The sequence below is a fragment of the Pseudomonas sp. FP2309 genome (assembly GCF_030687575.1).
In the GTDB taxonomy this organism is placed as follows: domain Bacteria; phylum Pseudomonadota; class Gammaproteobacteria; order Pseudomonadales; family Pseudomonadaceae; genus Aquipseudomonas.
The window spans coordinates 2,719,782-2,741,508 of record NZ_CP117439.1; the positions used below are offsets into that span (position 1 = coordinate 2,719,782).

Sequence of the window (21,727 nt, forward strand, 5' to 3'; positions counted from 1 at the left end):
TATGCTCCTACGTAAAACCCTGTTAGCGGCCCTCTGCGCAACGACCATCAGCGCTGTGTATGCCGCCGATCCTCAGCAATTCCCCAGTGAACAAGGCAGCGTCACGGCCACGCCCATTGCCAAAGGCCTGGACCATCCGTGGGCGCTGGCGTTTTTGCCGGACAACGGTGGTTTCCTGGTCACCGAACGCCCCGGCCACCTGCGGTTTGTCAGCCCGGATGGCAAACTCTCGGCCCCGCTGAGCGGGGTGCCCGAAGTCTGGGCCAAAGGGCAGGGCGGTTTGCTCGATGTGGTTCTGTCGCCGGACTTCAAGGAGGACCGCATGGTCTACCTGTCGTATGCCGAAGGCGGCGGCAAGGGCGGCACGGCCGGCACCGCAGTGGGCCGCGGTCGCCTGGCGACCGACCTCAGCGGCTTGACTGATTTCAAGGTGATCCTGCGCCAGGAGCCCAAGTTGTCTACCGGCAATCATTTTGGCTCACGCCTGGCGTTTGACCGCGATGGCTACCTGTTCGTGACGCTGGGAGAGAATAACGACCGGCCCACCGCCCAAGACCTGGACAAGTTGCAAGGCAAGGTCGTGCGGATTTTCCCCGACGGCCGGGTGCCGGATGACAACCCCTTCGTCGGCCAGCAGGGCGTACGCCCTGAAATCTGGTCCTATGGCCAGCGCAACCCCCAGGGCCTGGCGCTGAACCCCTGGAGCGGCACGATCTGGGAAAACGAACACGGGCCGCGCGGTGGCGATGAGGTCAATATCATCGAGCGCGGCAAAAACTACGGCTGGCCGCTGGCGACCCACGGCATCAACTATTCCCTGACGCCGATCCCCGAGGCCACGGGCAAGACCGCCGAAGGGACCGTCGCGCCGCACCATGTGTGGGAAAAATCACCGGCCATCAGTGGCATGGCCTTCTATGACGGTGACCGCTTCAAGGCGTGGCAGCACAACGTGTTTATCGGCGCGTTGGCCAGCCAGGAGCTGATCCGGCTGCAATTCGATGGGGACAAGGTCGTGCATGAGGAGCGCTTGCTCGGTGGCCTGAAAGCACGGATTCGCGATGTGCGGCAGGGGCCGGATGGCTATCTATATGTGCTGACGGACGAGGATGACGGCGTGCTGTATCGCGTCGGTTTGAATCAGGACTGAGGGTTGGGGCCGGTAAACCGGCCCCGGCGTCTTTTACAGGCCCAACTCGGACAAGCCCGGATGCTCATCCGGGCGCCGCCCCAGCGGCCAGCGGAACTTGCGCTCGCTGTCTTTGATGGGCATGTCGTTGATACAGGCAAAACGGTGGGCCATCAGGCCGTTCTCGTCGAACTGCCAATTCTCGTTGCCATACGAACGAAACCAGTTGCCCGAGTCGTCGTGCCATTCGTAGGCGTAACGCACGGCAATGCGGTTATCGGTAAAGGCCCATAGCTCTTTGATCAGCCGGTAATCCAATTCCCTGGCCCATTTGCGCATGAGAAAAGCCTTGGCTTCTTCACGGCTATGGGCGAATTCGGCGCGGTTGCGCCATTGCGTGTCCAGCGTGTAAGCCAGGGACACCCGTTGCGGGTCGCGGGAGTTCCAGCCGTCTTCGGCCAGGCGTACTTTTTCAACCGCCGATTCACGGGTGAACGGCGGCAACGGCGGGCGGGGTTCTGTGGTGTTTGACATGTCATGGCTCCTGTTAATACGAAGTTGCGCAAGCGGGCATTCACAGCCCCAATAACGTTTGCGCCATGCATTGCGCGTTATCGGCGGCAGTGGAATCGCCCATGACCAGGGCAACGGTAATGGCGCCATCGATCAGGATCAGCAGGTGCGCGGCCTGCCGTTCGGGCTCGGGGGTGCCATGTGCTTGACACAGTTCGAGGACGTACTCGAACAGTTTCTGCTTATGGGCCTTGGCCAGCAGCCGCACCGGGTCGTGCGGGTCGCCGGTTTCGCCGCTGGTGTTGATAAAGGCGCAGCCGCGAAAGTCTGCTGAGCCGAACCAGGTTTTCAACGCGCCGAACAGCGCCAGCAGGCGTTCGCCACTGCCGTTGACGCGTTCCACTTCACCGCGCAGCCAGTCGAGCCAGCGCTCATCGCGACGGCGCAGCGCGGCAAGCACCAGTTCGTCCTTATTGGCGAAGTAGCGGTAGATACTTTTGCGCGAGACACCGGCGGTCTTTACCAGAAAATCCATGCCGGTGGCGGCGATGCCATGGCGATAGATCAACTTCTCGGTGACGTCGAGAATAATGTCGCGGGTTTCATTCGGGGGCATGTCGTTCATGCGTTAAACAGTAGAACGATCGTTCTTCTTGGTCAATAAACTTTTTTCCATGCTGGCCAGCGAGACCTGAGCACACCCATGGTGTAAGCTCGGGGCCTCTTCGGATTCGACCCATTGCGAGCCTTATGCCGTCGTTCTTCAAACGCTCTCTGTTGCCCAAACTGCGCGGTTTCCCCCTGACTCCCGATGCCCTTGAGGTGTTGTCCGGTGCTGCCGCATATCGCCAGCGCCTGCTGGAGCTGATCCCCCAGGCCACCCGGCGGATCTACATTGTCGCGCTGTATTTGCAGCAGGATGAAGCAGGGCAGGAAATCTACGACGCCCTGCACGCAGCCAAGGCCAAGCGGCCAGAGCTGGACGTCGTGGTGGTGGTCGACTGGCTGCGCGCCCAGCGCGGGTTGATCGGTGCCGGCAAGCAGCCCGGCAACAGCGCCTGGTACCAAGCCATGACCGCACGCCACAGCAGCGAAGTGCCGGTGTACGGCGTGCCGGTACAAACCCGCGAACTGTTCGGTGTGTTGCATCTCAAGGGCTTTGTGATCGACGACAGCGTGCTTTACAGCGGCGCCAGCCTGAACAACGTGTACCTGCACAAATTCGACAAATACCGTTTCGACCGTTATCACCTGATCCACAGCCAGCCCCTGGCCGACTCCATGCAGCACCTGGTGGAACATGGGCTGGTGGCGTCCAAGGCGGTGCATCGCCTGGACCTGCCCAACCCGCCGACCACCCGCAGCTTACGCAACGATATCGGTGACCTGCGCAGCCGCTTGAAGCATGCCGCCTATGACACCACTGCCGGGCAATTGCCCAACGGCCACCTGTCGGTCAGCCCGCTGCTGGGTGTAGGCAAGAACAACCCGTTGAGTCGGGTGATCCTGGAGCTGATCGCCGGCGCACAGCATCAACTGACCATCTGCACGCCATACTTCAACCTGCCGCTGCCGGTGACCCGCGAGATCAACCGTGCCCTGGCACGCGGCGTGAAGATCGACATCATTGTCGGCGACAAGACCGCCAACGACTTCTACATTCCGCCCAGCGAGCCGTTCAAGGTGATTGCGGCCTTGCCGTATCTGTACGAAATCAGCCTGCGCCGCTTCGCCAAGCGCCATCAGCCGGTGATCGACAAAGGCCAGCTCAACCTGCACCTGTGGCGCGACGGCGATAACACCTACCACCTCAAGGGCATGTGGGTCGATGAGCGTTACACCTTGTTGACCGGCAACAACCTCAACCCACGGGCCTTCCGCCTCGACCTGGAGAACGCCTTGCTGATAGATGATCCGCAAGGCCAATGGCTGGGGCCACGGCGTACCGAGCTGGCGCAGATTTTCCAGCACACCACGCGCATTGAGGGTTATCAGCAGTTGGAGACGCTGGTGGACTACCCGCCGGCGGTGGGCAAGTTTCTGCGCCGGGTCAGCCGCGTGCGGATTGAACGTTTGCTCTATCGCATCCTGTAGGCCTGAGTCGACTGCACGGCGAACTCCGTGGTTTCCGTTCGCCGTTTAGGGCATTGCCCTTGGGTCATTGGGAATTTGCCTACGGTTTGCTTGCGTGTTGTCCCTTACGTTTTCTGCCGACAGTTCTAAGGACTGGAACTCTCGCCATTCTTTTGGATAGAGAGCGTGAGCATGACAACCATCAGCAGACCCCCTGTTGCACCCGTATCGTTCGTTCCCCAAGTGCCTGAAGCGCCGATTATTGCCGTAGGCGGCGCCCGGGATGACACTGTGCCGCAGCATTCAAGCCCGACCCGCCCGCAACGCCCACTCCACGACAGTCGTTCGCTGCGCGCCGTGCTTTTGGACGGGCTCGCAGACCCGTTGCGCGAGCCGCAAAACCGCGTCCAGCGACATGCCGCCAAGGCGGTCGGCGCGGGTGAGCGTTTCCCGACCGTCGCCGAGACAAGCGATGCCGATAAAAAGCTGCAGAAGAACCTGAACCGTTGGCTGCGTACCGGCAACCCGCCTGATAACGCGGTGCCAAAAAAGGCATCCATTGCGCCGTTTATTGCCCTGTACAACGCTGCGCTGAAAGACTCGCGCCTCCAGGCGTGGGTCGAATCCAAGGGCTTCAAGCCAGAGACCGTAAGGGTACTGGACGGTGCCGTGGTGGGCATCGTGGTGCGCGATGGCAAGGAAACCTTCCAACGTTTTAGCGCCACCGACGGTTCCGGCTGGGGACAGGTCAGCACACAGGTATCTGCTCTGCAAAGGATCCTCTCGCCGAACAACTGGGGCATTCCCCTCGGCATCGGTGCTGCCGCGGCGAATATTCCACTTATTGTGCTGTTGGACTTTTATGGGGTTCAGGCACCTAGAAATGAAAAGGCGATGGCCCTGTTGGGCAAACAGCTCAAGGGGAATGGCTGGCCGTCAATATCGCAGGCGCAGCGTGATCAGTGGGCGGCGCAACTCAAACAGCAACGGCGCTGCAAAGAGGACGGTGCCGTACGGGAGCGCCTGTCCGAGCTGCTGCAACCCTTGCTTGAGGGCAAAGAGGACAACGATCCGCTGGATCTGAATGGGTTGAGCGTGGTGGTCGCCCCCGGCGCAAGCCTGGATCAGCTCAGTAAAAAAAACCGCGAACGGTTTCAGCAATTTCTGGCATCTGCGACGTTCCAGGCCTTTTTGGATAAGACCGGCTTTCAACGCTTGGGTGCTGAATCCGGGGCGCATGAATACAGGCTGTCGGCGGGTGACTTGCAGATGCGCGATCGCGCAGGTCAGTGGGTTTCGCTGCTGCGTGCTTTTGAGGATGAGGTCGGGAAAGTGTCTCGCGGGGGCAATGCAGACGCGCAAGCTGCGGCGCGTCAAATGGGCGCGGAGCTGGATCGGTTAGTGACACTGAGTAAAAAAACCGGTGATGCGCTGTATTCCACGCGCACGTATGACGCCCGTCAGGCCATGGCGCACTATGCGCTTGACGTTCCGCAAACCGTCGGCCAAATGCGCGCGGCCCTGAGCGGTTTCAACACGCAGTTGCCGGCGCCTCCACCGGCAGGTAACTACGCGGGCATGACGCCCTATGGGGCTGGCCTGGGGGATCTGCCTGGCGCCGCCAGGCACATACTCAAAAGCGCCTCCAAGCAGGTCATGGCGTTGTTCAAGGCGTTTTCCCCTGACCCGTCGGGCTTCCAATCCTTCCCCGACCCGGACAGCCAGCTCGCGGCCTTTTTTGACTCCCCAGGCGCCAGTGCGCTGGCAGACACTATCGCTAAATCCCTGAAGCTGTTTGCCGTGGCCGACGGTCAAGCGCTCCCAAGGGCTGACCGCCATCAAGTTCTGGCGACGGCCCTCAAGTTCAGTGTCGACGCGCCGGTGCCAGGGCTTCCAGGGACGGTGGCGGGTTACGATCTGTACCAACCGGCCAATCTGGGTCGCACGCTTAAACAGGTCAGGAGTGACGTCGAGCGTCGCTTGATAGACAAAGGCGTTGACCCTAAGGTCTCGGCATTGATGGCCCACTTGTATCTGGCCCAGTCGGCGCCGGAAATGCTGATCAAGCGGGACCCTGGCTTACCCGACGACCCCCTCAACCCGCTCAACGGGGACCCGCTCAGTATCAAGGTCGGTTCCACGGCGTGGATGAACGTGCGCCTGGCCAGCGCGATGGCAGGCGATTCGCGGCTGAACCTTCAGCAGGCCCTGGCTCTGGCACGTCAAGCCCCGACAGGGCCTAACCATGAGGCATTGATCAAAATGATGGGCGCCCAGGCAGTGTTGGACTGGGGCGTCATGGCGGGCATCTATCCGGCCACCTCCGATCGCACTTACTCCAGCACGGATTATGAGGCCGCCTCCAAAGCGTTTACCGAGCGGGAAAAAACGACGCGCGACGCTTTCGAGGCGTTGACACGTGAGCCTCCCACGCAAAGAAGCCTATTAGTCAAACAACTGGCGTCGTTGTTTCCTGAGATGACTGAACAAGAGATTCGCGCGGCCAGGCTGGATCTCGTGACCGATGAACCTTATGACCCCCGCAATCACGCACACCTGGAAACCCGCCAGCCATTGCTGGTTGACTTCATTTTGGCGGGGCAGGCTGAAGATGCGAGTTTTTGGCTCAAACTCACTGCGTCTTTCAACGGCCTGTTCAAGGGTGACAAAACCTATAACTTCAATCACCCGCAGATTTCCCAGGCGACCTTTTTCCAGCGCATCAGTCGTCTGCCGACGATCACGTCGCTGGTGCAACCGGCGGTTGATCAGTACCTTGCTGACCGCCGAAAGGCCCAGGCGACGGCGATGAAGCTGGCCTTCGCTGAATTACCTCTGAAACAGCGCACGGCACTGGAGTCGTCAAACGAAATTCAGTTTTTCACGCTCCGTACAGGCACCGGTGAAAGCCTGGAGCACGACAAAGCGCCGGACTCGAAAGTGGCAACAAAACGCGGCACCCACGGCCTGTTGATGCGCTACGAAACGGGTCAGGCCACCCCCAAATATGGCTATTACGAAGTGTTCCCCAACTCGATGAAAATCATCGAACGAACCGACCTGCCCGATGATTTGCCATTGGGCGATCACATCACCAGAGGCTATGAGCCCACCGGGCTGGGTGGCTATTCGCCGATCAAGGTGCAGAAGGGGGTGACGCTGCCCTATGATTTTGAGGCCTATCGCTCAGGCACCGTGCCACGCTCCGGGGTGAGCTCGGAGGTCATCATTGAAAAGTACGGCCGCCCGTTGCGTGGCTCAGGCGACAAAGCAAATCCACGCGCACCCAACACCTTTGTTTCTTCCACCACCGCGAAACTCGTGGACACCCTGCTGGCCTATAGCTTCGACGGCAAACGCGAGGCGTTGCTCGACTATGCCAATCAACCCACCAGGCTTGAACGCCGCCGTGCCTACCCGTTTGCCTCAGGCACTCCTATTTTTACCGCCGAAAATGCACGCACGGTCCTCAGCCTCATCCCGTTTGTGGGCGCACTGGCGGATCTGGTGGAGGGCAATACCCGAGCGGGCGTGCAAGGACTGCTAATCGACATGGCGTCTTTGATCGCCACCGGTGGGTGGGCCGGAGTCAAAAGCTTTGCCAAGGGGGCGAAAATACTGATTCGGTTCAATCGCACGCCGTTCAGCATGGCGGCACTGAAAGGCGCGGGTACCTTTTTGCGGGGGGTCTTCAACCCGCTGGAAAGTCTTCCTGAGATTGTGCGCGCTGGCCCGAACGCCCTTAAAACGTTTGCGCGGGGACGTCCATTTCGTCTTGGATCGAGCACCTTTTTACCGGTGAAGACCTTTGAACAATGGCGCTGGACCGTTGGCGCGCACGATACCTTGTTTGCCCCTTCAAGCGCCTCGGACAGCCAGTGGGCGGGATCGCGCAAAGGCTCTATCGGTCACCAGCAGGTCCATGCGATCCAGAAGAGCGGCTACTGGTACGCGATCAACCCCTTAACGCAAAGACCCGAAGGCACACCCCTGGAGCAGTTCATACCGCAGGCGAACTGAAACCAGAGCGGCCCGGGCCTGCGGCAGCCGAGACCGGGCTGCACGCACGCCGGGGCGGCCAATCAGTTCAAACCCAACTTGCCACGCAGCATCGACAGGTCTTCAGCCAGGGTGTTGACCGGGCCCACCAGGGCTTTGCGGTCGGCTTCCTTGACCTTGTCATAGGTTTCGAAGCCGCCGTCTTTGGTCTTGTACTTGGCCAGGATCTTATCCACGGCGGCGAAGTTCTTGTCGACCTTGGCCAGGAAGGCCTTGTCTTGCTTGTCGATCTGGCCACGGAACAGGTCGACGATTTTCTTAGCGCCGTCGATGTTGCCCTGGAAATCGTACAGGTCGGTGTGGCTGTAGCGGTCTTCTTCGCCGGAGATCTTGGTGGCGGCGACTTCTTCGAGCAACGCGGCGGCGCCGCCCACGACTTTTTCCGGCGGGAAGGTCAGGCCATCGACGCGGGTTTTGAGGTCGTTGACGTCGGTGTTGAGCTTGGCGGTCAGCGCTTCCAGGCCTCTGGTGGAGTTCTGCGAGAACAACGCGTATTCGATGCGATGGAAGCCGGTGAAGTCTTCGGCCGTCACGCCTTTTTCGTGGTCGTCGACGCGCGAATCGATGGAGGCGTCGAGGTCGCTGAACAGCTCGGCGATCGGCTCGATCGACTCATAGTGCACGCGGGTCGGCGCGTAGAGCTTTTTAGCGGTGGCCAGGTCGCCTTTGTTGATGGCGTCGGTGAACGCCTGGGTCTGGGTCACCAGCTCACCGATTTCTTCGGTGACGTAGAGCTTGTAGTCCGACACCGGGCCTACCAGATCCAGCGGCGCCGTGGTGGCGGCAAAAGCGGCGAGGGGCGAAAGGGTCATAAGCAACGACAACGCGAGAGTCGACTTCTTCATGGGACGGTTTCCGCTGTGAGGGTTGGTTTTCAGGTGTTGGCAGTGGTGTGAGGGGCTGTGGCGGCCAGCAGCGTGCGGCCGATGAAATCCTTGGGGCCGGTGACCCCTGGCAAGCTGAAGAAGTACCCGCCGCCCACAGGCTTGAGGTATTCCTCCAGAGGCTCGCCGTTGAGCCGGGTCTGCACGCTGATAAAGCCTTTCTCCAGGTCAGCCTGGTAGCAGATGAACAACAGACCCATGTCCAGCTGACCGTTTTTATTGACGCCGTTGGAGTAGTTGAACGGCCGGCGCAGGATCAGGTTGGCCTGGGTCTGCGGGGTGCGCGGGTTGGCCAGGCGGATATGGGCGTCGAGCTTGGTCAACTTGCCTTCAGGGTCCTTGCTGTAATCGGGCACCTGGGATTCTTGTTGGCCATCCATGGGCGCGCCGGAGGTCTTGATCCGACCGATGATGCTTTCCTGTTCTTGCAGGGGCGTGCGGTCCCAGCGTTCGACGAAGTTGCGGATGATGCGCACCGCCTGATAGCTGCCGTTGGCCGCCCACGCCGGTTCGTCGCTGCCCGGTTGCACCCACACAATCTGGTCCATGATCCTGCTGTCGTTGGAGTTGGGGTTGGCCGAGCCGTCACGGAACCCCAGGAAGTTACGCGCACTCTGTGCAGGCGTGCCGGGTTTGGCGGGCGCCTGGGGCGGCACGCTGCCTTCCTGCTTCCAGCGCACCAGCAGCAGGTCGGGCAGGTTCTTCACAATGTCGCGCAGGGCATGGATATTGGTGTCCGGCGTGTTGGAGCTGAACTGCAGGCTCAGGTCGCCATGGCACTGCGCCGGCTCCAGTGCATCGTTGGGAAAGCCGACCATGCGGATCAGGCGCTTGGGCTTGGCCACGCCAAGGCCGAAGCGCTCATCGAACAGCGACGCTCCGACCGATACGGTGATGGTCAGGTTATCCGGGGTCACCACCGGGCCGAGGATGCCGGAGTCGGTCGGCGGCAGTTTCGGATCGACTTGCGCCACGGGGCCGCCGGTCATCAGGAAACGAATGCGTTCGTTCAACGTGCGGAACAGGCGCTCCAGGTCCTGGCGGTCGCTGGCCAACACGTCGAACGCCACCAGCATGCCGCAGGCCGGGCGCGGCGTGACGATACCGGTCTGGTGCGGGCCGAAAAAGTCGTGGTGGTCCTGGGTCTTGTCACTGCGCGGTGCGGTGGTGACTTGCTCGGCAGCGGCAGCCATGGCCGGGCAGCTCAGGCTGCTGCCGGCGATTGCCGCGCCCGTGGCCGCCATGCCCAGCAGGACACGGCGGCGTTGTAGATCAAACGGTGTTGAATCACTCATGTGTGCGGTCGTCTTCACTGCAGGCCGGAGAGGCCAAGGGCGGGGTCGATTCCATCGAGTGCAACGGCCAGAGCCTTGGCCTTGTCGGCGATCTGCTTGCGCTGATCGGCCGTGACGCTGTCGTAAGAGGCGTAGCCTGTTCCGACGTTGAAACCTTGGAGTTGGGCATCGAAGGCGGCGAGGGCGCTGTCGACCTTTGGCAGCAGGTCGGCGGCGGACTTGGCCAGCAGCGGCCGCATCAGCTCGACGACTTTATGGGCGGCTTGCAGGTTGGCGGCAAAATCGTTGAGGTCGGTGTGGCTGTAGCGCTCCTCTTCGCCGCTGAGGGCACGCACGTCCGCCAGGCTGTTGAGGTTGCGCACCACGATGCCCACCAGTTGCTCCGGTGGCAGCGACTGGGCCAGCAATTGCTGTTTGAGGGTGGTGACATCGGTCACCAGGCGCTGCGCAATCGGCGCCAGGCCATCGAGGCTGCGCTGCTGGAACAGACCGTATTCAAGGCGATGGAAACCGCTGAAAGCCGGGTCCTGTTCACGCTTTTCAAAGTAATCGGCGCGGGCATTGATCGCGTTATCAAGCGTAGCCAGGCGTTGCGACGCCGCTGCCAAGCGCTGGTAAGCCGCACGGGCGGGCACATACAGCGCCTGGGCCTGCGCCAGGTCACCGGCGTCGATGGCCTGCTGCAAGGCGGTCGCGGCCTTGACCAGCGCGCTGCCCTGACCGCTCAAGTACACGCGGAACTCCGACAACGGGCCGATAAACGCCACCATCGACGGCTTGGCTTTGGCCTGGGCGTCGGATTCGGCGGTGGGCGTGACATGCAAGGTGCCACGGGGGTTGCTGAGCAAGCCGCACGTGATCGCATAGTCGCCGGGCAGCAGGTTGGCGTTGATCACCTGGCTCAGGCCCGGGGCGATGTTTTCCCGTTCTTCGACCACCAGCACACCGTCGAGGATTTCCCACTCCACTGCACGCTCAGAGCGGTTGATGATACGAAAGCTCGCGCGGCCAGCCGGCACCGTCAGCGCGTTCGGCTCGCAGGCGTGGCCGTGGATGGTCACCGCGATCTCGTTGCTGTTGGCCTGGCGCTTGCCGGCCGCCAGTTGCGAGGCGTAATAGAACAGGCCACCGGCGGCGATCATCACGACCACCGAGCCGGCCACCGCCCAGCGCAGGGCGCGGGGTGGCGAAGCCGGTTGAGGAGTAGGGTTGGACAAGGGACGGTCCTTACTGACTGGAAACGGAAGAAGGTATGGCGGCCGGCGTGGACGGCAGGAAGAACATCACCAGCGCCGCCACCAGGTAAATCAGGTAGGCGCCAAGGGTGCTGACGGTGGGGGCTTCCTGATAGCCGAACATTCCGGCGAGCACCGAGCCCAGCGGGCTGTCCATCGGCAATACGGCGCTGAAGTCGAACAGCACGGTTTGCAGGTGATTCCACACGCCCGCTTCGTGCAGGGCCTGTACCGAATTGGCCAGGATGCCGGCAGCCACGACAAGGATGAACAGGCCGGTCCAGCGAAAAAACGCACCCAGGTTCAGGCGCATGCTGCCGGTGTAGATCAGGAAACCCACGATGATCGCCAGAACCAGGCCGAGCAGGGCCCCAATCGGTGCGCCGGGGCCCTCGCTCTGCTGAAACACCGCAAGCAGGAAGAACACGGTTTCCAGGCCTTCGCGGGCCACGGCGAAAAACACCATGAGGATCAACGCGGTGACCTGGTGTTTGGAGCCGGTCAGCGCCTGGTCGAGGGAGGCGTGCAGCGAATGCTTGATGGAGCGCGCGACCTTACGCATCCAGAACACCATGGAACTGAGGATGCCCACGGCGACCAGGCCGACCACACCTTCGAACAGTTCCTGCTGTTTTTGCGGGAACTCCGCGCTGACCAGTTCCAGACCACCCCCGACCAGCAGGGCCAGCGCAGCGGCGAGAAACACCCCGATCCACACGGCAGGCATCCACTGACCACGACCGGTCTGTTGCAGGTAACTGGCGATGATGCCGACGATCAATGCGGCTTCAATGCCTTCGCGCAGCATGATGAGAAAGGGGACAAGCATTCGGCACCGCAGGGCAATTAGATAGGGGGCTAAGTTGTAACATAATGATACTCATTGCCAAACAGGAAATATTGACTTTTGCTGAACGCAGGCTGAACGGTGGTGGCTTAGCGTAAGCCCCCTTATGATGCACGCCATCTAATCGTGACCTGTCGGATTACCCAGCGCCCTATGTCGGAAAAAGACACGATCTCTATCCACCTTGTCCGTGAAGCCTTGTTGCAGAGTTGCGCGCAAGGGGCGGCCACGGTCGAGGCCTTGAGTAAAGTCGGGATCGATCCGGCCTTGCTCGAGCAGCCCGCTGCGCGCGTTCCGGCCACGGCCTATGCACGGTTGTGGCGGCTGCTGGCGAGGCGCACGGACGATGAATTCTTCGGCATGGACCCGCGCAAGCTAAAGTCCGGCAGCCTCGCATTCCTGTGCCGCACGGCCATCGCGCAACCCAGCCTGGCGACAGGCCTGGAAACCGGCCTGGGTTTCCTCTCGCTCATGCTTGAACACCTGCCCGCCCAGTTGGTGCGCCAACAGAGCCTGGCGGAAATCGTGCTGCTTGAACCGCAGCCTGAGGCAAAGCGCGCGTTCACCTACTTCACCTATTGGATGATCGTGCACGGCGTCGCCTGCTGGTTGGCGGGGCGGCGCATTCCGATCCTGGCGATTGAACTGCGCTGCCCGCCGCCGGACTTTTGTGACGATTACCGCGTGATGTTCTCCGACAACCTGCGCTTCGACCGACCGCGCACCCGCATGATCTTCTCCGCCGACTGCCTCGACCTGCCGATCAAGCGCAGCCCGGAGGAACTCAAGCGCTTCCTGGCCCACGCGCCGGCGAACATCCTGGTCAAATACCGCAACCCCGACAGCCTGGCGACTCGCATCAAGCAGGACCTGCGGCACATGCCTCCCGAGACCTGGCCCGAAACCGAGGGCCTGGCGACCACCTTGTGCATCTCCGCTTCCACGCTGCGCCGCCGTCTGGCGCAAGAAGGTCAGACCTACCAGGGCCTCAAGGACAGCGTGCGCAAGGAGTTGGCGATCGTGTGGCTGGCGGAGCCACAGATCAGCTTTGCCGAGATTGCAGAGCGGCTGGGGTTTGCCGATACCAGTTCGTTTTATAAGGCGTTTCGTAAATGGAGCGGATCGAATCCGGGGCATTATCGGAGTTTGATTCTTAACGACGCTGCGTAGGGGTGAGGGCACGGATAAAGCTCAGTCAAGTATTCAGTCGGATGTCTATAAGCGTGATGCTAGGTTGCAAATGAATCGAGCATCTCAAGCTTCTTGTTTTTTTGATTGGGCTTTTTGTTCACCTAACAGCAACGTTGTACCGACACCAAACAAACCAGCAAAACAGGTGGCTGCAACTATAAGCAAAGTTAATGAGAAGCCATATATATCTACTAGCCCCCCGAAAACGGTGTAGGAAATACCGATGATTACCGAGTTGACTAGGTTTGCAACGGAGAGGCAAGAGGCTCGAATACGCGACTCAACGTTATCGTGAATATAGGTTTCATATGACGTTTCATATATGGCAGGCAGCGACATAATCAGAAGGAAGGCTGCAATTGAAGTAAGGATTCCGATATTTAATGACAAAATGAAAAGCAGGAGTGCGACAATGCCAGTTGTCGTGAAAGCAATGATGCCAAGAGAGTGCTTGGAGCAAATAAAACCAGCGGCCATGAACATTAATGCCGATACAGCCTCAACGGCAGCATAAATGCCAGCAATTATAGGTATCTCCAACCCCTGCATTGAAAAAAATGGCTGGCCATAGATAAATAAAGGGATTGTCGACAGTTCGAATAAAGCATATCCAATAAATAGTGGTATCAGGAAAGCGCCCTTTTTTGAACGGAAAAACTTAATTAGCGAAGTGAAGGCGCCGTCTGCTTTTTCATTTCTAATGTCACTTTTGTTATTGGGATTCAGCGAGAGGGATGGGAGCTTGACTTCAGGAAGGAATATTACAACGAGAGCCCCAATAAGTTTGGATATCGCAAAAAATATATACACACTGTTCCAGGACATCGCGTCTTGTAATACGCCACCAAGAAGCATGGATAATCCTAATGACACAGCACCAATAGCACGGGCACGTGATAATATTTTAGGATATTCTGCAGTTCGGTTCTCAGCTAGTAAGTTATCATACAATAATGCCCTGTCTGCTCCGGAGCCCATGGCAATGCTCGCGCCGAATAGGCAGAAGATAATTGCAAAAGGAATAAAAGAAGAAAACAGCAAAAAGCCGACGCCACTTAAAGACAAGCCTAAAAACCCAATTATAAGAGAAGATTTACGTCCATATCGATCTGCGAGTAAACCCGATGGGATTTCCAAGGCTACGGAAGAAAAGAATAAAAAAGATTGGAGGATGCCTATCTCTCCTTGTGTGATTCCAAGTTGCAGCAGGTAAAGTACAAACAAACTTCTCTGAACATCCATATTCATGAATATCGACAGAGAATAATATAGGTTGTCATTCTTGTTTTTTAAGAATTCTAATCCAGTCATTCTATTTGAATACCTGTTTTTTTGTGAGTTTAAGAGATTTAAAATTTAAATTTAAAGTACATGCATCCACTTTTGAAGGGCCAATTTTTGCCAAATACTGAAAAGCTTCCCAAGCTATAAGGTTAGCAATAATCGAATTTGTTATTCCATTGGACGGAAAACGTGCGGGAATAATTATTTTTTTACAAGCGCTGCGTACCTTTTTAATCCAGCGAAGGTAGGCCTGAAACGAAGATCTATCTGTGAGAAGCGGCCCGAGTATACCGCTGTTAATACCAACGGCACCGAACAGCGCTGATGTACCTGCTTTTACTGCTGCGTTAGCAACGTAACTCTGAATAGCTCCTTTAGGTTCATCAGCACAACAGATTATTAAATCCGCTCCCTTAGCGAGCTTCGCTAACTGTTCGCTGGAAGTTATTTTAGCTAAAATAGATCTAGCTTTTACTACTTTTTGATTCTCCATTAAGCGCTGAGCAAGTATATTTGACTTGTATTGACCAATTTCGTGAGCATGAAATACAAATTGACGATTAAGATTGTTCATGCTCACTTTGTCGAAATCAATCAAAACAAAAGTCCCAACACCTGAACCTGCAAGGCTTTGTGCAACTAAAGATCCGGTGCCACCGCATCCAACAATTACTATTGATGAGTTGTTTAGCTGTTGACTCATTTCTTGATTTGGTGCAACAGCTTCATTCCACGACCATTGCACAGTCTGTAACGAACTCATCCCATAAGGAGGTGCTGCATGAATGAGATTATCATTTTTTAGCTTTCGAAGTAGGCTTCCTTCTGGCTCATTATCTAATTCAACCTTTATGCCTGTTGTACTAAGCAAATGAAGTAGTTTGGCAATATCGGAGTTATTGGGTTTAATGCTTTTTATGCCAGTCTCTGTAATCAATTTAAGTTGATTGTCATCATCATTAATGATGGCAATATCACCGCGCAATACCCATTGGTTTTCTTTTTTAAGCAAGATGGGAACCCTCTATTATGTTCGTACCGCTTATATTCTTAACAAACATAGCCATCGGTCTATAAACCGTTTCAGCCAGCAACATGGGTAAGGCGTCATTGCTCGATCTAGAATAAAGTTTCAAAAAAATAGACTTAATAAGATTTATAGACTCAGGAGGTGTGTCCAAGCCAGATATATTTCTTTGAAAGAGAGTTAAACGCAAGCTTTTCTCACTTGCTGCATCAATAAGCAATTTTTTCAATGTCTTCTTTTCTTCATTTGTAAGCTCTCGCCAGAGTTGACAGCACTCCGTAATGAGATGAAGTGATTTTCTTTTGTTCTTTTGTCGTGGCTCAACAAATGCTTGAAGCAAGGTCTCTGCTGGGCTCATTATTTCAAATGGGCTATTTAACCGCTGATAGCCTGCAAGAATAGGGAAAGAGTAATATGAAGAAAATGCAGACCACGATAATAGTATTTTTGTATTCGTGTTAGGAATAATATCTAATTCTTTGGTTAGTCCAACTCCACGATATTGTGGATGTACAATGACTCGAAATGATTGCGATACATATTTATTAATCTCTGAGAACTCAGGGAATATCTCAAAAGCCTTGGGCCATGGACGAATACATAAGTTAACGCCAATCAGCTCTCCTTTAGAGCAAGCAATTACAACGTGATCAACCAGAGGTGCCAACAGTCTAATATCATTCGGGTTGTCATTTTCATAGTGATAGCGAGAAAGTTTTTTATAATCGTCTATGGTGCCTTTTTTAATTTCGATTTTTAGGCTTTCTAATATGGTTGTGCTTATAGGCTTTTTATTGGAAATTCGGTGTTTTCCATTTGAGCGAAGCTCAATATGAACATCAGGTTTTAAAAATTTCACAATGTCTTCATGGCAACTTGCAATAAAAGCACTTTGTTTGTTGGAACGCAGAAGCTTGCCTAAATTTATAGCGACAATTTTGGCTGTACGCCTGTCTAAACGTGTAGTGAACTCGTCAAGGATAAGCGGCCCCAAACAAATGAATGACCTTTTTTATGCGGTCTAGCGAACTATTAACAACGGCTGAAAACTGCTTGTAGCATCAGTTCATCATCTGCTAAGTCGATGAAGACAGAGACATCTTCCCGTTCGCTGGTGGCAGAAAAGGGATTGTCTGACTCTAATACGTATTCAAGCATTTCTTCGTTTTCCATTTTGTATTCCTCGCTAGTTAATTGTTAACAGCTTTGGTTAAGCAGGCACTGATTGATGGTCCAAAAACACACGAAAAGCCCTAGTTAGGGAGTGATCTTGTGACTTCTGAACTAATCAGCGCCTCCATGAGTAAAGACCATGTTAACGGTGGTACGCAAACGTACGTTTCGTGCTTTTAGGTGCCAGTGCGTTTCTAAATAGGAGAATCGCGTGTCACGATAAAAAACAATTAAGCCTGATGTTCAGGCACAGCGCGGCATTAGGAAATTACTTACAAAGGACTTCTTATTTGACTTACAGAAATAACTTTCAACATTTTAGGACGCTTCAAACAAAAAAAGCCCCATGACCAAACGGACCATGGGGCTAAAAATTGGCTGGATGCGACCAACCAAAGGAGCTCTTTACATCACTTCGCGCTGGCGACCACCGTGTCCGGCTGCCAGCCACCCCCCAGCGCCTTGTAGATCGCCACTATCCCGCGATACAGGTCGACTTCGGCCTGGGCCTGGGAGTCTTCGGCGGCCAGGCGTTCGCGTTGGGCGTCGAGCAGTACCAGGAAGTCCACGGTGCCTTCGCGGTAGCGGATCGCGGCGAGGTCGGCGGCGGCGCGGCTGGACTCACTCTGACGGATCAGCGAAACCAGGCGCTGTTGGCGTTTGCCGTAATCACTGAAGGCGTTTTCCGATTCTTCCAGGGCCAGCAGCACTTGCTGCTCATAGGTGGCCAATGCGCCATCGGCTTCGGCGTCAGCACCGCGCAGGCGGGCACGCACGCTGCCGAGGTCGAACGCGGCCCAGGTGATGCTCGGGCCCAGCGTCCAGGCGTTGGCGGCAGACGAGCCGATCTGCGAACCACGCCCGGCGGTGAAGCCGAGGAAGCCGCTGAGGCTCACCCGTGGGAACAGGTCGGCCTTGGCCACGCCAATGCGCGCGGTGGCGGCGGCCAGTTTGCGTTCGGCGCTGAGGATGTCCGGACGCCGTTGCAGCAATTGCCCTGGGTCGCCGATCGGCAGTGCCTTGGCAATCGCCGGCAAGTCCTTGGGGCTCAGGTCCACGCTGAGTGTGTCCGGGCGCTGGCCGAGGAGGGTGGCGATGCGGTTACGCTCGCGCACTTGTTCGGCTTGCAGTTGCGGCACGCTGGCTTCCACCCCCGCCAGGCGTGCGTCGGCACGCTCGACATCGAGTTGGTCACCCACCCCGGCATCGCGCAGGCTGACGGTGATGGTGCGCGATTCCTGCTGGTTTTTCAGGTTGGCCAGGGCGATACGTTCACGCAACTGTGCGCCCCGCAGTTGACCGTAGGCATCCACCAATTCAGCAATCATGGTGACCTGCAGTTGGTACAGGTCCGCTTCTGCGGCTTGCTGGTCGGCGTCGCTGGCTTCCAGATTGCGCTGGATGCGCCCGAACAGGTCCAGCTCCCAGGCCATGTCCAGGCCCAGGTCGTAGCGCTCGGTCTTGACCCGGCGCGTGGTTTGCCCGGGGATCTGGCCTTTGCCCTGGTCACTGCTGACGCGGCTGGTGATGGTCGGCATGGCGTCATTGCTGGCGTCATCGCGGATCGCCCGTGCCGCCCGCAGGCGGGCAAAGGCCACGCGCAGGTCACGGTTGCCTTGCAGCGACTGCGTCACCAACTGGTTCAGGGTCGGGTCTTCGAACTGTTGCCACCAGATGCCTTCGAACTTGGCATGGTCATATTGCCTGGCGTCCGCGGCGGCGGTGATGTTCGCCGCCTCCGGGGTTTGGGTTTTATAGTCCGGGCCCACGGTACAGGCGCTCAGCGCCAATACCAGCAGACTCGGCAAAAATACGTTCACACTCATTGCTGTGTCTCCAGCTTCAGGGCCTTGGCCGCTTTGCGCGCTTCGCTGCGCTCCACATAGCGCCGGATCAATACGTAGAACACCGGCGTCAGCAATAGACCGAAGAAGGTCACCCCGATCATCCCGGAGAACACCGCCACGCCCATGGCATGACGCATCTCGGCACCCGCACCGCTGGAGAGCACCAAGGGCACCACACCCATGATGAAGGCGAAGGAGGTCATCAGGATCGGCCGTAGACGCAGGCGGCAGGCTTCCAGTACCGCAGCGAGCGGGTCGAGGCCTTCCTGTTGTTTGTCCTTGGCGAATTCGACGATCAGAATCGCGTTCTTACAGGCCAGGCCCACCAGCACGATCAGGCCTATCTGGGTGAAGATGTTGTTGTCGCCGCCCGAGATGATCACCCCGGTAATGGCCGACAGCAGCGTCATCGGTACGATCAAAATCACCGCCAGCGGCAGGCTCCAGCTTTCGTATTGGGCGGCCAGTACCAGGAACGCCAGCAGTACGCAGAGCGGGAACACGAACAGCGCGGTGTTGCCCGAGAGGATTTGCTGATAGGTCAGGTCGGTCCACTCGTAGGTCATGCCGTTGGGCAGTTCCTCTTTCAGCAGTTTTTCAATCGCGGCCTGGGCCTGGCCCGAGCTGTAGCCCGGTGCGGCGTTGCCGTTGATTTCAGCGGTGATAAAGCCGTTGTAGTGCATCACGCGGTCCGGCCCGGAGGTGTCGCTGACCTTGATAAAGGTCGCCAGCGGGATCATCTCGCCTTTGTTGTTGCGCACTTTGAGCTGGCCGATCTGGTCGGCGTCCTGGCGGAACTGTTGCTCAGCCTGCACGTTGACCTGATAAGTGCGCCCGAAACGGTTGAAGTCGTTGGCATACAGCGAGCCCAGGTAGACCTGCAGGGTGTCGAAGATGTCGCTGATCGCCACGCCGTGGGTCTTGGCCTTTTCCCGGTCGATGGCGGCATCGACCTGGGGCACGTTGACCGTGTAGCTGGTGAACAGGCCGAACAGTTCCGGCACGCTGCGGCTCTTGGTGATCACGTTCTGCACTTCTTTGTACAGTTCGTCATAGCCCAGGTTGCCACGGTCTTCGATCTGCAGGCGGAACCCGCCGATCGTGCCCAGGCCCTGTACCGGTGGCGGCGGGAAGATCGCCATGTAGGCTTCTTCGATATTGGCGTATTGGCCATTCAACGCACCGGCAATCGCCCCGGCGGACATGCTCGCATCTTTGCGCTCATCGAAGGGCTTCAAGGTGACGAACACGATGCCGCTGTTCGGGCTGTTGGTGAAGCCATTGATCGACAGACCCGGGAAGGCAATCGCAGCTTCCACGCCGGGCTGCTTCAGCGCAATGTCAGACATGCGCTTCATCACGTTTTCGGTACGGTCCAGGCTCGCGGCGTCGGGCAGTTGGGCGAACGCCACCAGGTACTGCTTGTCCTGGGCCGGTACGAAACCGGTCGGGGTGTGGGCAAAGCCGAAGAACGTCAGCACCATCAAACCGGCGTAGACGAACAGCGCGATACCACTGCCGCGAATCACCCGGCGTACCGTGCCCACGTAGCCATGGCTGGCCTTTTCAAAAAAGCGGTTGAAGGGGCGGAACAGCCAGCCGCCAAACAGCTTGTCGAGGAACTTCGAGAAGCGATCCTTCGGTGCATCGTGACTGCGCAGCAGTACGGCAGCCAGGGCAGGGGACAGGGTCAGCGAGTTGAACGCCGAGATCACCGTCGAGATCGCAATGGTCAAGGCGAACTGTTTGTAGAACTGCCCGGTCAAGCCACTGATGAACGCGGCTGGAATGAACACCGCACACAGCACCAGTGCCGTGGCGATGATCGGTCCGGTCACCTCGCTCATGGCTTTTTCAGTGGCCGGGAACGGCTCCAGGCCCAGCTCGATATTACGTTCGACGTTCTCCACTACCACGATGGCGTCGTCCACCACGATACCGATGGCCAGTACCAGGCCAAACAGCGACAGGGCATTGAGCGAGAACCCGAACAGGTGCATCACCGCAAACGTACCGATCAAGGATACCGGCACCGCCACCAACGGAATGATCGAGGCGCGCCAGGTCTGCAGGAACAGGATGACCACCAGCACCACGAGGATCAGCGCTTCGAACAGGGTGTGCACAACCGCTTCGATGGAACCGCGTACAAAGATCGTCGGGTCGTACGCAATGCGGTAATCCATACCCGCCGGGAAACTCTTTTTCAGCTCGGCCATCTTGGCGCGCACATCGTTGGAGATGTCGATGGCATTCGAACCGGGGCGCTGGAAGATCGGAATCGCAACGGCCGGCTGGTTATCGATCAGCGAGCGCAGCGCGTATTGGCTGGAGCCCAGTTCGACTCTGGCGATGTCCTTGAGGCGCGTGATTTCACCGTTGGCGCCGGCGCGAATCACGATGTTCTCGAACTCTTCCTCGGTCACCAGGCGCCCTTGGGTATTGACCGATAACTGAAAGCTGGTGTCGGACGGCGCAGGCTGTGCGCCCAAGGCGCCGGCCGCGACCTGGCGGTTCTGCTCGCGGATCGCCGTCACCACGTCGGTGGCGGTGAGGTTGCGCGAGGCGGTTTTGTTCGGGTCCAGCCAGACGCGCAGGGAGTAATCGCCCATGCCGAACAGCTGTACATCGCCCACACCACCCAGACGCGCCAACTCATCCTTGATATTGAGGATCGCGTAGTTGGACAGGTAGAGCATGTCGTAGCGCTGATCCGGGGAGGTCAAGTGCACCACCATGGTCAGGTCGGGGGAGGCCTTGTCCACGGTGATACCGATGCGCGTGACTTCCTCAGGCAGCTTTGGCTGCGTGCGGGTCACCCGGTTCTGCACCTGCACCTGTGCGTTGTCCAGGTCGGTGCCCAGGGCGAAGGTGATGGTCAGGGTCAGTTTGCCGTCGGCGGTCGATTGCGAGGACATGTACAGCATGTTCTCGACACCGGTGATGGCTTGTTCCAGCGGGGCTGCAACGGTTTCACCGATGACCTTGGGGTTGGCGCCGGGGAAGTTGGCGCGCACCACCACGGTGGGCGGTACCACTTCCGGGTATTCGCTGATCGGCAATTGGAACAGCGAAATCGCGCCGGCGATCAGGATCAACAGCGAGAGCACCGCCGCGAAGATCGGCCGCGAAATGAAGAACTTGGAAAAATTCATCGTGAGTCGTATCCC

Annotated in this window: 16 protein-coding genes; 4 read left to right on the forward strand and 12 right to left on the reverse strand. The window is 57.8% G+C overall.

All coding sequences use genetic code 11. The annotated features are described in order from the left end of the window. Nucleotide 1 precedes the first annotated feature (1 nt). Nucleotides 2-1,150, forward strand: coding sequence for a PQQ-dependent sugar dehydrogenase (locus tag PSH59_RS12375; RefSeq protein WP_305395198.1), 1,149 nt, complete (start codon nt 2-4; stop codon nt 1,148-1,150). Between the two features lie 33 nt (nt 1,151-1,183). On the opposite strand, the gene PSH59_RS12380 is transcribed toward PSH59_RS12375, so the two are convergent. Continuing rightward, nucleotides 1,184-1,663, reverse strand: coding sequence for a nuclear transport factor 2 family protein (locus tag PSH59_RS12380; protein WP_248078852.1), 480 nt, complete (start codon nt 1,661-1,663; stop codon nt 1,184-1,186). Between the two features lie 40 nt (nt 1,664-1,703). After that, nucleotides 1,704-2,267: a TetR/AcrR family transcriptional regulator gene (locus tag PSH59_RS12385; RefSeq protein WP_305395199.1), complete on the reverse strand. Its 564-nt coding sequence runs from the start codon at nt 2,265-2,267 to the stop codon at nt 1,704-1,706. Nucleotides 2,268-2,392: 125 nt separating this feature from the next. On the opposite strand from PSH59_RS12385, the gene pssA reads away from it, so the two are divergent. Together pssA and PSH59_RS12395 are read left to right on the forward strand one after the other, a co-directional pair. After that, complete coding sequence (gene pssA / locus PSH59_RS12390) at nt 2,393-3,736, forward strand: CDP-diacylglycerol--serine O-phosphatidyltransferase (RefSeq protein ID WP_305395200.1); 1,344 nt, start codon at nt 2,393-2,395, stop codon at nt 3,734-3,736. A gap of 171 nt (nt 3,737-3,907) precedes the next feature. Continuing rightward, a complete protein-coding gene (locus PSH59_RS12395; RefSeq protein ID WP_305395201.1) occupies nt 3,908-7,735 on the forward strand; it encodes a hypothetical protein in 3,828 nt (1,275 codons plus the stop codon). A 62-nt stretch (nt 7,736-7,797) separates the two neighbouring features. On the opposite strand, the gene efeO (PSH59_RS12400) is transcribed toward PSH59_RS12395, so the two are convergent. Genes efeO (PSH59_RS12400) through efeU form a run of 4 tightly spaced genes read right to left on the reverse strand, consistent with a single transcriptional unit; the run spans nt 7,798 to nt 12,017 of the window. Continuing rightward, nucleotides 7,798-8,619 (reverse strand): iron uptake system protein EfeO, encoded by an 822-nt coding sequence (gene efeO, locus PSH59_RS12400; protein WP_305395202.1) that lies wholly within the window; start codon nt 8,617-8,619, stop codon nt 7,798-7,800. A gap of 29 nt (nt 8,620-8,648) precedes the next feature. Next, nucleotides 8,649-9,971, reverse strand: coding sequence for an iron uptake transporter deferrochelatase/peroxidase subunit (efeB, locus tag PSH59_RS12405; RefSeq protein WP_305395203.1), 1,323 nt, complete (start codon nt 9,969-9,971; stop codon nt 8,649-8,651). Next, complete coding sequence (gene efeO / locus PSH59_RS12410) at nt 9,968-11,170, reverse strand: iron uptake system protein EfeO (RefSeq protein ID WP_305395204.1); 1,203 nt, start codon at nt 11,168-11,170, stop codon at nt 9,968-9,970. Before efeO (PSH59_RS12410) ends, efeB begins: the two co-directional genes overlap by 4 nt. A 10-nt stretch (nt 11,171-11,180) precedes the next feature. Further along, a complete protein-coding gene (gene efeU / locus PSH59_RS12415) occupies nt 11,181-12,017 on the reverse strand; it encodes an iron uptake transporter permease EfeU (protein WP_305395205.1) in 837 nt (278 codons plus the stop codon). Between the two features lie 171 nt (nt 12,018-12,188). Between efeU and PSH59_RS12420 the strand changes: the two genes are divergently transcribed. Continuing rightward, entirely contained in the window at nt 12,189-13,205 is a 1,017-nt protein-coding gene (locus PSH59_RS12420; RefSeq protein ID WP_305395206.1) for an AraC family transcriptional regulator, read from the forward strand. Between the two features lie 84 nt (nt 13,206-13,289). Here the strand turns inward: PSH59_RS12420 and PSH59_RS12425 are convergent, their stop codons facing one another. The 6 genes from PSH59_RS12425 to PSH59_RS12450 all read right to left on the reverse strand — a co-directional run bounded on the left by PSH59_RS12425 (nt 13,290) and on the right by PSH59_RS12450 (nt 21,712). Next, nucleotides 13,290-14,537: an MFS transporter gene (locus PSH59_RS12425; RefSeq protein WP_305395207.1), complete on the reverse strand. Its 1,248-nt coding sequence runs from the start codon at nt 14,535-14,537 to the stop codon at nt 13,290-13,292. Between the two features lies 1 nt (nt 14,538). Next, a complete protein-coding gene (locus PSH59_RS12430) occupies nt 14,539-15,522 on the reverse strand; it encodes a ThiF family adenylyltransferase (protein ID WP_305395208.1) in 984 nt (327 codons plus the stop codon). Further along, complete coding sequence (locus tag PSH59_RS12435; protein ID WP_305395209.1) at nt 15,515-16,396, reverse strand: hypothetical protein; 882 nt, start codon at nt 16,394-16,396, stop codon at nt 15,515-15,517. The genes PSH59_RS12430 and PSH59_RS12435 overlap by 8 nt, the downstream gene beginning before the upstream one ends. Before the next feature lie 173 nt (nt 16,397-16,569). Then, entirely contained in the window at nt 16,570-16,710 is a 141-nt protein-coding gene (locus PSH59_RS12440) for a hypothetical protein (RefSeq protein ID WP_305395210.1), read from the reverse strand. 410 nt (nt 16,711-17,120) lie between these two features. Beyond that, nucleotides 17,121-18,536 carry an efflux transporter outer membrane subunit gene (locus PSH59_RS12445; RefSeq protein ID WP_305395211.1) on the reverse strand — a complete coding sequence of 472 codons (1,416 nt, stop codon included), beginning with the start codon at nt 18,534-18,536 and terminating at the stop codon, nt 17,121-17,123. Continuing rightward, nucleotides 18,533-21,712, reverse strand: a complete 3,180-nt coding sequence (locus PSH59_RS12450) for an efflux RND transporter permease subunit (protein ID WP_248078882.1) — start codon at nt 21,710-21,712, stop codon at nt 18,533-18,535. The genes PSH59_RS12445 and PSH59_RS12450 overlap by 4 nt, the downstream gene beginning before the upstream one ends. Between the last annotated feature and the right edge of the window lie 15 nt (nt 21,713-21,727).